This is a genomic window from Borreliella bavariensis PBi, from assembly GCF_000196215.1.
GTDB classification, from domain to species: domain Bacteria; phylum Spirochaetota; class Spirochaetia; order Borreliales; family Borreliaceae; genus Borreliella; species Borreliella garinii.
In genome coordinates this window covers 843,759-856,752 of record NC_006156.1, presented here as the reverse complement: position 1 = coordinate 856,752, position 12,994 = coordinate 843,759, and the positions used below count along the sequence as shown (strand labels likewise).

Sequence of the window (12,994 nt, the reverse complement as noted above, 5' to 3'; positions counted from 1 at the left end):
ATCCTAAACAATTATTATATATATTATTTCCTAACAATCCTATAAACAAAAAAATTGATAATCAAAAAAAATATAGTTGTAAAAGAGCTTGCCACATATATATGCAAATAACCAAGATCTGCTAAAAAATTAAAAATTACAATAGAAATGACATAAACAACAGCAAATGCAATGCTATTTAATAAACTGAGTATAAAAATATTTTTTTTAAGAGCAAGAGCAATAAACCCAACAGTAAAGCTAAGAAGGATTAATCTAAATGAAAAGAATACTCTATTTAACAAATCAAACAATGCATCAGAATAATTTAAATGTTCACTTTTGAGAAAACTTATCCAATTAATAAGTTTAGTAAAATTTAATGCCTTTGATGACAGCATCACAGTTCTTATGTAATCAGGCTCTAGCTTAATAATCCCTGTCCCATCAAGAATATCATAGGCATTCTCCTTGATTTTTCTACCAACCTTAACAAACTCTCTAATGCCATAAAGCCTCCATTTATTATCTTTCCATTCAGCTTTATCTATATCATACCTTGTTTGAAACTCATCTTTACTGTCTTTAATTATAATCATTAAGTTGGAAAAAGCATTCTCATTAATATCGTAAGACTTAATATTATAAATTTCTCTAGCAAGATCTCTAATTATTATAGTTTTATCACTAGATCTACTATTACCAATGCTATTCTTAATAAGAAGATCTCTTCTTGCTACAGTATCTATTACTAAATAATTATCAAAAAAGAAAAGAACAAATGAAATAAATAAACTAATCAAAATGATTGGTCTTAATATTCTGGTAAGTGAAACTCCGCAACTAAAAAGACCTATTATTTCATTTCTCATAGAGAGATTACCAATAAGATTGGAAATAGCAAAAAGAAAAGATAAAGCCACTCCATCTGAGAAAGCTTTTGGCAAATACAAATAATAAATATAAAGAATATCTTTAAAGCCAATATTCTTTTCAAGATAACTGAGAAGATTAACAAATAAATCGCCAAGTATAATTAAAATCATGAAAAGCAAGTTCATGGATAAAAAAGTAAGAATGATGCTTTTTACAAAGAGCATATCTATTTTCATTTTTTTAATAATCTCAAAAAGAGAATTGCTCCTGCAATAATTAAAATCAAATTAGGCAAAATGGTAATAATAATGGGATTTGGTGCATACTGAACAGTATAAACTTTTCCACCAATAAACATTACCCAATAAAAAACACAAATAATAATTGAAATTACAAGCTCAAGAATAATAGAATATTTCCTATTAGAATACATTCCCATTGAAAAAGCTAAAAAAATGAAAAATAAAACTGAAAGTGGCAAACTAATTTTTTGATAAAATTCAAGATTAAACAAAGCTAAATTTTGGTTCATGCTTTTATCTTGATAGGGTTTAAAATTTAAATTTAAATTATATATGTAGTCTAAATTTTCAAAGACATAAGACTCATCAATATAATAGTTTTGATTGTATAAATGATTTAAATAAAGATTTGAAAAATTTAAACTTAAAAAGTCCCCTTCTAGATTATTTCTTATATTTGAATCTGCAATTAAATTATTTTGCTTTCTAATTAATTTTATAACATCTCTCATGCTCATTTGCGAAGGAGTTACATAATTTAATAAAAAACTATCACTAAATGTAACCTGATCGATTGAATATTTCATCTTATCTGCATAAAAATAATCATAAAATCCACTCTCGCTATCTGTTAAAGCAATAGATATAACATCATTTAAAATAAAATAAACTTGAAAATTTTCTTTTTTAATATCAAGATTTTTTGCCATAAATATTCTATCAAATCCCTTAAGCCTAGTGTTATCAAAAAAAGTTACATTTTTATAACCATTTTCCGATTTCTCACCAGAAACAAAAATTAAATCTCCATATTGTTTACTTGAATAGGGTTTTAATACCAAATGGGGAACTTCTTCTTTTATTTCATTAAAAATTTTTAACCTACCAATAGATCCAAGTGGAAGTAAAATATCATTAGATATAAAAGATATAAAAACAATAACTATTCCTAATTTAAAAAATGGGAAAATCAAATCAAAAATTGATATCCCAATTGAACGAAAAGCTAAAATTTCATTATTAATCTTAAATTTATGAATAGTAAGAATTACTGAAATCAAAGAAGCAAAAGGAGGAGAAAGCGCAATTACCATAGGAAGAGAATATATGATAAAAATAAAAGCTTTTAAAAAGGGAACATAATTTTGAAGAAGTATTCTCATAAAGAATAAAATTTGATTTATAAAAAATACGAAAAAGAAAAATAAAAAAGTAATTAAAAAATATTTAAAAAATTCAGAAATTATGTAAGACTCATAACTGTTTTTTAATATTTTCATCTACAAAAACCAAACCGTTATTAAGAGTACCCAGTATAACATAATTTTCAAACCTAGAAACTTTTATTAAATTCAAATTAAGAAGTCCATTATTAGGTCCAAAATAATCCCAATTCTCATTTTCAGAGTCATAAATCAATAACCCATGATCAAAGGTTGCAAATAGCAACTTTTTATCTTTAATCTCCATGTCCATAAAATAATTAACATCAATATTGTTGGCAATAACGTGCTTTTTATAGCTATTTTTATTTAAATTTAATTCGAAAAGACCCCCGCCATATGTTCCAATAAAATAACTGTCTTTATATCTTTTTATAAAATTAATATTTTTTTCATTATCATTTTTGCTAAAAAAATCTAAATGTTCTATCTTCTTTAAATTATCAACATTGATGCTATAAATAGCCTTGTCAACCGTTCCAACTAACAATAAATTTTTTAAATTGTCAAAGCATATTGAAGAAATTTTATTAGATCCAAGCGGTATATTTTTCCACTTTTTTAAATCATAAAACCATAACCCAGAATTTAAAGTACCAACAAATATTCCATTTTTAACACCAAGCAAAACTTGCACATTGCTAAAATCAGCATTATTAGGAACATTTATTTGCTTTAAATCGCCATCAATATCATCTATATAATAAATAACATTTTTTCCCCCAATATAAATTGTTCCATTATAATCTGAAAAACCCTTAATACCATTTAAAAAAATGCTTTTTTTATCTTTAAGATAGACTCTACAGTCATTTTTTTTAATATTATACCTTAAAAGCCCACCCAATATATTAGTTACAAATATATTCCCATTAAAAACAAATATATCAAAAACGCTATTGTCAAGAAATCCTAAAGATTCTAAGTTTAAATGACTTACCCCAAGCTTATTGCTTAAAAAAGCATAAATCTCTTTATCATAACCTGAGATAGAAAATTCATCAATCTCTTTAAATACAGAAATTGCATCTGATTTTTCTTTAATAAGATATTTCAATTCAGCTAATCTTAAACTAGCGTGAGAATATTTATAATCTTTTAAGAAGAAGTCAAAATTATATTCAGAAAGATCATAAAAACCATTCTCATAATTCACATATCCAAAAAACAAATTTGCCTTAGCTAATAATTCCCTGCCATGCTGATTTTCATTAGCTACTATTTTATTTAAATAATAATTAGTCAAACCAATATTTTTCTTGGCATAACTTTCCCTAGCTTTTTTAAAATAAAAATTATTTTCCTTTAAAAAAGCATTGCTAAGAAAAAAAGATTCATTGTCTTTTAATCCCATTAAATAGTCTCTTTTAAAGGAGCTTTCATTAGTAACACTGCCATCACCAACAATGACTACTTCTTTTTTTTTCTCTCCAAGATCACTAATATGAGAATCTTGAATAGATTTATTTGTAGTAAGACAGGAAAAAAATAAGACAAAGCATATAAGACAACCTCTAAATAAATTACTCAAAACAAATTTCATATTAATTTTAATAATCTTTATCTCTAACAACTTCAAGATCAATTTTTCCAAATTTATCTATATCAATTATTTTAACTTTAATTTGCTGACCTTCTTCTAATTTTGGAGGGCGAACCAACCCTACATTACCTCTTATATTATCTCCACCACCAAATCTGGGATATCTATTACCAGTCCCAAATCTTCCAGAACCATACTTATTGTCTCTAGATTTCAAACGAGTACTTAAAAATCCTTCCTTTGTAGGAGTAAGTTCAATAAAAGCTCCAAAGCTATTAATCTTTTTAACGATTCCTTCATAAATTTCACCTACCTTTGGTTCCCTTACAATACTCTCTATTCTTTCTTTAGCCTTTTGCATCTTAAAATCATCATCACCGAAAAGAATAATTTTCCCATTTTGCTCAATTTGAACCTTAACTTCAAATTCATCTGTTATAGCCTTAACAGTTTTTCCAGTAGATCCTATTACAAGAGATATCTTGTCAATATCAATTTGCAATTGAACAATTTTGGGAGCATACTTGGATATACCAACTCTTGAATCCGAAATTACAGTATCCATAACAGACAGTATGTGCATCCTACCTATTCTTGCCTGCTCAAGAGCATCCCTCATTAAATGCTTAGTAACATTTTCAATTTTAATATCCATTTGAAATCCAGTGATTCCATTTTTTGTACCAGCCACTTTAAAGTCCATATCACCTAAATGATCCTCTTCTCCAAGAATATCACTCAAAACTACATATTTATCCCCTTCACTAATAAGCCCCATGGCTATTCCTGCAACTTGTCTTTTAACAGGAACTCCTGCAGACATTAAAGACATGCTTCCAGCACAAACAGTAGCCATTGAAGAAGATCCGTTAGACTCCAAAATTTCAGAAACTACCCTAATAGTATACGGAAAATCGTTTTTTCCAGGAACCATTGATTCTAAAGCTCTTTGGGCTAAATGACCATGACCAATCTCACGCCTACCAGTCATGAGCCTACCGGTCTCACCAACTGAAAATGGGGGAAAATTGTAATGAAGCATAAAATTAAGACGCTTGTCGCCATCAATATCATCCATTATTTGCTCATCAATGCTTGTGCCAAGAGTAGTTACTGCTAAAGCCTGTGTCTCTCCTCTTGTAAAAAGCGCAGATCCATGCGTTCTACTCAAAATATCAACTTCTGCAATAATATCTCTTATCTCATTAGGAGTTCGACCATCTGTTCTAATTTTATCGTTAAGAATAGAATTTCTAACAATCTCTCTCTCAAAATCATCAAAAGCTTTATAAAAAAGAGACTCATTACTATCAGTCAATTTCTCAAGAGAAGAAAAATGCTCATAAGATTTATTTCGCAGTAAAGTTATAGCCTTATCTCTATTAAGCTTTCCCTTAACAAAACAAGCCTCTTTAAGATCAGTATAAATAAAATCCTTAAGCTCCTCCTTAAATTCAAATATTTTTTCTTCAAAAGCTAAAGGAAGTTTTTCCTTCTCCCCTACAATATCTAAAAATTCTTTTTGAGCATTGCAAATTTGTTTAATATATTCATGTGCACCGTCTATTGCTGACAGTAAAATATCCTCACTAACCTCATTAGCACCACCTTCTACCATTGTAATTCCATTTAAACTTCCAGCAACAACAATATCAAGATCAGAATCATGAATCTCTTCAAAAGAAGGATTTACTATAAACTTACCATTTAAATAAACCATCCTAACAGCTGCAATTGGACCATTAAACGGAATATCTGATAAAAAAACTGCTGTAAAAGCAGCATTCATTCCAACAATATCAGGAGGATTGAGCTGATCTGTAGCTAAAGTCGTAGGAATTACTTGAATCTCTCGACCAAATCTTTTATCAAAAAGGGGTCTCATTGGCCTATCTATTAACCTAGAAACAAGTATTTCTTTATCCTTTGGCTTTCCTTCTCTTTTAATAAATCCTCCTGGAATCTTACCGGCTGCATAATATTTCTCATTATATTCAACAGAAAGTGGAACAAAATCTAAATCTTCTCTAACATTGTTTGAACAACAAACAGTCGCAAGAACTGAAGATCCTCCATAAGTTGCAAGAACTGATCCATTAGCCTGTTTAGCCATAAATCCCGTCTCAAACACTAACTCGTCTCTACCTATTTTCAACTTTAATATTTTCCTCAAAATTCAACCTCTTTTTATTTTCTAAGACCAAGTTTAGATATCAATATTCTATAAGCTTCTAAATCTTTCTTCTGGTAATAGCGCAATAAACTTCTCCTTTGCCCTACCAGCTTTAACAAGCCCCTTTTTGAACTATGATCTTTTTTATTTGTCTTTAAATGTTCAGTTAAATACTTTATTCTACCTGTAATAAGTGCAATCTGAACCCCAACAGAACCAGTATCACTTTCATTTTTCCCAAATTCAGAAACTATTTTTTGCTTTTGCTTTTTATCTATCATAAAGCAACTCCTATACCATTATAGCGAAGCTCTAACAAACCTCTTGCTATAATTTAAACTAACTACTATGATAGATTATAATATTTTTTCTTAAAAATCACAAAAACAATTTACCTTTCTAGGTTATTTTTAATAATAAATTATTAAATTTTTTAAAAAAAGTATAAAATTAAAATATAATAACATATTTATATTTATTAAAACCTATTCCTTCAATGACCGCTAATATTTCCCCTTCTCTGGATTTTAAAATCTTAAATTCATTAATATTGATTTGAACTTCAACGTAAGCCCCATTTTTAACAAGATTTACTTTACTAGAATCAATATAAACCTTTTTAAAACTGCTTAAAGATTCTAAACTAATTAAGGAAGATTTACTCAAATTTTTACACAATGTAGAATCTTTTAATCTAAACATACCTATTTTGGTTCTTTTTAAATTACTAACATATGCGCAAGAATTTAAAGAATAAGCCAAATCTCTTGCAATACTCCTAATATAAGTACCTTTTGAACAAGTAATTTTCAAACTAAGCGAAGAAGAACTAAAATCGTAGCTTAATCTTTGGATATCATAGACATTTACTCTTCGTTTTTTAATTTCAAAAAACTTTCCATTTAAAGCAAGTTTATAAGCCCTGATACCATCAATATGAATAGAAGAAAATCTAGGAGGGCTTTGATAAATCTCACCCACAAAGTCTTTAAGCTTTAAATCTATATCCTCTACACTAGGGATATAATCCGCTTTATTAACTATTCTTCCATTTGAATCAAGAGTATCTGTTTCTAATCCAAATCTAAATTCTGCTACATACTCTTTATCCAAAGAAATAAAATAGCCTGCAAGCTTCGTATATTTCCCTACAAGAGCAATTAAAATTCCACTCGCAAATTTATCAAGTGTACCAGCATGCCCAACATGATTTGTATTAAAATATTTTTTTATAGGAAAAAGAGTTTCAAAAGAAGTTTTGCCTTGTTCTTTGTTAATTAAAAGGAATCCATTTTCCAAATTTAATTCTCTCTTGTAGTATTTAATCCTTCAATGATTTTATTAACATAAAATGATTTAGAAAGAGAATCATCCTTAACAAATAATAATTTAGGAGTACTTCTAACTTTAATTCGCTTAATAATTTGACTTTGAATAAATCCCTTAGCATTATTTAAAGCTTTAACTGCATTATCCAAAGAAGCGCCTTCCTTAATCGAACCCATAAACACTTTAGCATTTATTAAATCTTTTGAAAATTCTACTTTAACCACGGTTAAAAATGAATGAATTCTGGGATCTTTAATTCCTCTACTCACTATTAAATTGCCAATTTCTTGAGCAATAAAACTCTCAAGTTTAAACTTTTTTATATTCTTATACATAAACACATATAAATAAAGCAATACTAAGTTTTAAAAGTTTTTTTTATCTTTTTTACCTCAAATGCTTCAATTATATCTCCTTCCTTAATATTAGCATAGTTATCAATCATAATACCACACTCATATTGCTCAGCAACTTCTTTAACATCATCTTTAAATCGCTTTAAAGATGAAATTTTACCAGAATGAATCTGCAAACCGTCTCTCATCACATTAGTAATCGCATCTCGTTTTATTATTCCCCGAGAAACATAGCAACCAGCTATTACCCCAACTTTAGGGACATTGATTACAGCCCTTACTTCAGCAAAACCAATAAATTGCTGCTCAACATCTGGTTCAAGCATCCCCTCAAGAACTGACTTAACATCACTTATAGCATCATAAATAACATTATACTTTCTAATCTCAACTTTTTCCTGATCTGCAAGTATCTGGGCTTTTGAAGTAGGTCTTACATGAAATCCAATAACAATAGCATCGCTTGCTGAAGCAAAGCTAATATCTGTTTCGGTTATTACGCCTGCTGATGAATGAACAACTCTTACTCGAACCTCATCATTTGTTAATTTTTCAAGAGAATTTTTTAAAGCTTCAACTGAGCCTTGAACATCTGCTTTTAAAATTATTTTAAGCTCTTTAAGTGCTCCTTCCTTGATTGAATCATAAAGATTTAACATAGTAACTTTCTTTACATTTTTAGAAGATTCATATTTTTTAAGATCCTGTCTTTTTGAACTGATCAATTTTGCTTCTTTTTCAGTTTTAGTTACTTGAAAAGGATCCCCAGCCTGAGGCATTGAAGAAAATCCTAAAACACTAATAGCTTTAGCGGGGCCAACGCTCTTAACAGAAACACCCTTGTCACTAATTAATGCCTTAACTTTACCATAGCACACTCCACCTACAAAGGAATCCCCTATATAAAGGGTTCCATCCTCAATAATAACAGAACAAACTATTCCGCGCCCCAAATCAATCTTGGCATCAAGTACTTTCCCAATAGCTCTTTTAGATGGGTTTGCCTTTAATAACATCATATCTGACTGCAAAAGAATCATATCAAGAAGTTCAGAAATTCCTATATTTTTAAGAGCAGAAATCAACACAAAAATAGTATCTCCTCCCCAATCCTCAGGTACCAAGTCGTATTCTGAAAGCTGGTGCTTAACCTTATCAGGATTTGAATCTGGTAAATCAATCTTATTTATAGCAACAATAATCGGAACATTTGCTTCTTTCGCATGATTAATAGCCTCAATAGTTTGAGGCATAACACCATCAATTGCCGACACAACAAGAACAACAATATCTGTAACTTGAGCCCCACGACTTCTCATCATAGTAAAAGCTTCATGACCAGGAGTATCTAAAAATGTTATTTCTCGACCATTATAAACAATAGTATAAGCTCCAATATGTTGAGTAATACCACCGGACTCTGTTTGATTTATGTCTATATTTTGAAGCACAGAAAGTAGCTTTGTTTTACCATGATCAACATGACCCATTATTGTAATAACAGGGGGCTTTTCAATTCTTTTGCTCTGATCCTCCACTTCTTCTTCTATAAACGTTTCGTCATAAATAGAAACAACATTGACTTTTGAACCATATTCTTCAACTAAAATAGTTGCCGTATCAGAATCTATCTTTTCATTAATAGTCACCATTACGCCCAAAGCCATTAATTTGGCAATCAAATCAGAAGATTTTAAATTCATCTTTCTTGCAAGATCAGAAACAGTAATGCTACCCATAATGTCAATTGATTTTGGAATAGGATTGGCTAAATTTTCTCTTTTCTTTTTTTGAAGTTGTTCAAAAACCTTTTGCTCAATTGTTTTGCTCTCAGTTTCTGCTTTTTTCCTCTTATAGCTTTTTTGACTTTCTTGCTGTTGTTTTTTCTTCTCACCAAGCTTACGATTTAACTCTTTGATATTCTCAGAATCTACTGACGATGCGCTGCTAACAATAGAGGGAACTTTGGCTTTTATAACTCTTCTAAAAGACATGGGAGTAGTAGTATATTTATTTTGAGAAGTATTTTTGCCAACATATGTTTTCTTTGTCGACACTTGATATTGAGAGGGAAAACTGTCTCTATTTTGTGAATACCCACCAGTTCTATTATCTCTATTTTGTGAATACCCACCAGTTCTATTATCTCTATTTTGTGAATACCCACCAGTTCTATTATCTCTATTTTGTGAATACCCACCAGTTCTATTATCTCTATTTTGTGAATACCCACCAGTTCTATTGTCCCTGTTTTGTGAATACCCACCAGTTCTATTGTCCCTGTTTTGTGAATACCCACCAGTTCTATTATCTCTATTTTGTGAATACCCACCAGTTCTATTATCTCTATTTTGTGAATACCCACCAGTTCTATTATCTCTATTTTGTGAATACCCACCAGTTCTATTATCCCTGTTTTGTGAATACCCACCAGTTCTATTATCTCTATTTTGTGAATACCCACCAGCTCTATTGTCTCTATTTTGCGAATATTCAACTTTATTGTTATGCTTATCTAAATTAATAGAACTATTTGAATTATTTTTACCGTTTAAATCGTTATGCGTTACGATCTTTACTACCTTCTTTCTCAGCTTAATAATCTTAATCTTTTTGCTATCTTCATTTTTAATATCATCAATATTTTCCGACAAACTTACTCCTCCTCAAACTCAAAGCTAAGCCCTATTTTACACCCCGGACAGGAGGTCATATTTTCATTAATAACAACGCCACATTCAGGACAAAGAAGTTCTTGATCTTCTTCTACCTTTTCCATAGACTCATCATTTTCATTAGCAATTATTATCATTCCCTCTTTTAATATTTTGTTAATTTCTTCTTGCTTTTCATAGCTTACTCCAAGATTAAAAAGCACTTCCTCATCTGCCTGTAAAAAATTGTTAATATCATCAAGTCCCTCTTTTGATAAATTAGAAATCACAGAAGAATCAAGTAATTTAAGATCACTTATTTTGCTGATATCCTCAAATTGTTCCTCTTCAACAACATCTTGCATAACTTTATCAAACATTTCGAGTGTTTCTTGCTTAAACTCCGAATTAGCTTTCATTTCTGCAAATTGACTGCTAGTTTTAACATCAATAGCCCAGTCAAGAAGTCTATTAGCAAGTCTGACATTTTGCCCCATTTTACCTATAGCAAGGGAAAGTTGATCATCGCTAACAACTACTAAAGCCTTATGTAAATCCTCGTCAAGAATATAGACATGATCTATTTTAGCAGGAGTCAAAGAATCCTTTATGAATTCTTTAATGTCTTTACTGTAAGGGATAATATCAATTTTTTCTCCTTCAAGTTCCTTAATTATAGATTGAATTCTAACTCCTTTTTGTCCTATACAAGGACCAACAGGATCAATCTCTTCTTTTTCAGAATAAACAGCAACTTTAATTCTGTACCCCGGATCACGAACTATTTTATGAATTTTAATAATACCTTCTTCAATTTCAGGAATTTCAAGTGCTAAAAGCTCTTCAATAAACTTTGGATGAGTCCTAGAAAGAATAACTTCAATACCATTTTTACCCTTTTTGACATTATAAACCAAAACTCTAATCTTATCATTAAGGCTATAAACCTCTCTTGGCGACTGATACTTCTTAGGTATTATGCCATCCGTATTGCCAAGATTGACATAAAGATCGCCATTTCTATTTTGTTGAACATATCCAATAACAACCTTATTTAACTTACTTTTAAATTCTGATAAAATCTCATTATCCTCAATTCCTTGCAAATCATTTTTGGTTCTTTGTTTTGCAACCTGAATAGAAAGCCTATCAAAAACCTTGGGATTAATTTCAATATAAGCATAATCACCTTCTACAATATTTTCCTTTGAGATATCTTTTTCTAATATTTCAAGTAAAGAATCTTTCACCTCTTCTACAATTTTCTTTTTTGCATAAACAACTAAATCTCCCGTATTATCATCAAACTTAACAAAAGCATTCTCATTGCTTCCAAAGTACTTTTTATAAGCTATCAAAACTGATTCTTTAATTGTTTTTCTAATAGACTCTATACTCATACTGCGATCATTTGCAATACTTACAATCATATGTCCCGTGCCCTTTATCATCCAAAGTTCCTCCTTAAACTAATCTGGCCTTCTTAACATCGCTATAAGAAACATTTAATTCTTTGCTTTCTGTTTTAAAAATAAAACTTTTTGATTTCGATTCTAATATAAAACCCTCTTCAAATTCATTGTCTAACATTAACTTAATCTTTTTACCTTCAAAAATTTGGAACTCTCTATCACTTTTTATTCTTCTGTCTATTCCTGGTGTAGAAAGTTCCAAAGTAAAACTATATTCAAGACTTGCTTCCAAAATTAATAAAATCATCTTATGTAAATCAGTCAGCAAATCAATACCTAAAGAAAAATCTTTACTATAAAGAACTATTTGAATTTTTCCACCATTTTTATTTCTAAAAATATTAACTTCTAATATTTCAATATTTAAACGTTCTGTTAAATTTTTTATCAAATTATAAACTTCATTATTTTTGTCAAAACATTTAATCAAATACATTCCTAAAAATAATAAGGTTCTTTTAAAAGAACCTTATTAAATACATAACTAAACCTTAAATCAAGGTTAACACTTAGAAAAAATAATGTCAACATTAAACCAAATCATAAGATTTAGCCAAAAAAAGCCTTATAACTTTATGAGCTCCAAATTGTATAATAAAGTCTTAACAAATACGCATAGATGTTCCTGTGGTAACAATATCATCAAGTAAAACAATCTTTTTAAATTCAAAATTTTTATACTTTAATCTTAATTTAATTTTATTTTCAAGATTTCTAAATCTAAAGGTACCTCTCATTAACTTCTGGCTTTTCCCATATTTTCTTGAAAAAATATTTACATAATTAAAACCTAAGCGGTTTAATAAAATACCAATACATTCTATGTGATCAAAACCATAAAATAATTTTCTTTTAAAGCTACAAGGAACAGTTACTATTTGATCAAAATCAATATTGCTTAAACATTTAGCAATTCCACTTGCTAAAAATCTACCAATTGATTTTTGACCATCTCTCTTATAAGACAAAATTAGAGATTTATAATGCTCTTTATATTCAAAAAAATAAATTAAATTCTCATCACATTTAATTTTAAAATTAAAAAGTGACTTACATTGGTCACAAAGAGCATTAGAAGATACATATCTTTTCCTACAAAAAACACAAAAAGGCAAAATACACTCTTTAGAACATTTAAATAGCTCAT

The 12,994-nt window shown here is 29.2% G+C and carries 10 protein-coding genes and 1 pseudogene; all 11 read right to left on the bottom strand.

The features are described from left to right. Nucleotides 1-23: 23 nt before the first annotated feature. Complete coding sequence (locus BG_RS04065; protein WP_011194100.1) at nt 24-1,091, bottom strand: LptF/LptG family permease; 1,068 nt, start codon at nt 1,089-1,091, stop codon at nt 24-26. Continuing rightward, nucleotides 1,088-2,377, bottom strand: a complete 1,290-nt coding sequence (locus BG_RS04060) for an LptF/LptG family permease (RefSeq protein WP_011194099.1) — start codon at nt 2,375-2,377, stop codon at nt 1,088-1,090. The genes BG_RS04065 and BG_RS04060 overlap by 4 nt, the downstream gene beginning before the upstream one ends. Further along, entirely contained in the window at nt 2,352-3,863 is a 1,512-nt protein-coding gene (locus tag BG_RS04055) for a ligand-binding sensor domain-containing protein (protein WP_044007964.1), read from the bottom strand. Before BG_RS04055 ends, BG_RS04060 begins: the two co-directional genes overlap by 26 nt. Before the next feature lie 7 nt (nt 3,864-3,870). Then, nucleotides 3,871-6,036 (bottom strand): polyribonucleotide nucleotidyltransferase, encoded by a 2,166-nt coding sequence (gene pnp / locus BG_RS04050; protein WP_044007938.1) that lies wholly within the window; start codon nt 6,034-6,036, stop codon nt 3,871-3,873. Between the two features lie 14 nt (nt 6,037-6,050). After that, nucleotides 6,051-6,317, bottom strand: a complete 267-nt coding sequence (rpsO, locus tag BG_RS04045; protein WP_004793474.1) for a 30S ribosomal protein S15 — start codon at nt 6,315-6,317, stop codon at nt 6,051-6,053. A 169-nt stretch (nt 6,318-6,486) separates the two neighbouring features. Continuing rightward, nucleotides 6,487-7,335, bottom strand: coding sequence for a tRNA pseudouridine(55) synthase TruB (gene truB / locus BG_RS04040; protein ID WP_011194096.1), 849 nt, complete (start codon nt 7,333-7,335; stop codon nt 6,487-6,489). Between the two features lie 2 nt (nt 7,336-7,337). Continuing rightward, on the bottom strand, nt 7,338-7,700 hold the full coding sequence (gene rbfA / locus BG_RS04035; RefSeq protein ID WP_011194095.1) for a 30S ribosome-binding factor RbfA: 363 nt from the start codon (nt 7,698-7,700) through the stop codon (nt 7,338-7,340). Between the two features lie 23 nt (nt 7,701-7,723). After that, nucleotides 7,724-10,375: a translation initiation factor IF-2 gene (gene infB / locus BG_RS04030; protein ID WP_011194094.1), complete on the bottom strand. Its 2,652-nt coding sequence runs from the start codon at nt 10,373-10,375 to the stop codon at nt 7,724-7,726. A 2-nt stretch (nt 10,376-10,377) separates the two neighbouring features. Beyond that, nucleotides 10,378-11,826 (bottom strand): transcription termination factor NusA, encoded by a 1,449-nt coding sequence (nusA, locus tag BG_RS04025; RefSeq protein WP_011194093.1) that lies wholly within the window; start codon nt 11,824-11,826, stop codon nt 10,378-10,380. A gap of 13 nt (nt 11,827-11,839) precedes the next feature. Further along, entirely contained in the window at nt 11,840-12,283 is a 444-nt protein-coding gene (rimP, locus tag BG_RS04020; protein WP_373584398.1) for a ribosome maturation factor RimP, read from the bottom strand. Between the two features lie 94 nt (nt 12,284-12,377). Next, nucleotides 12,378-12,994, bottom strand: a pseudogene (locus BG_RS04015) (type I phosphoribosyltransferase).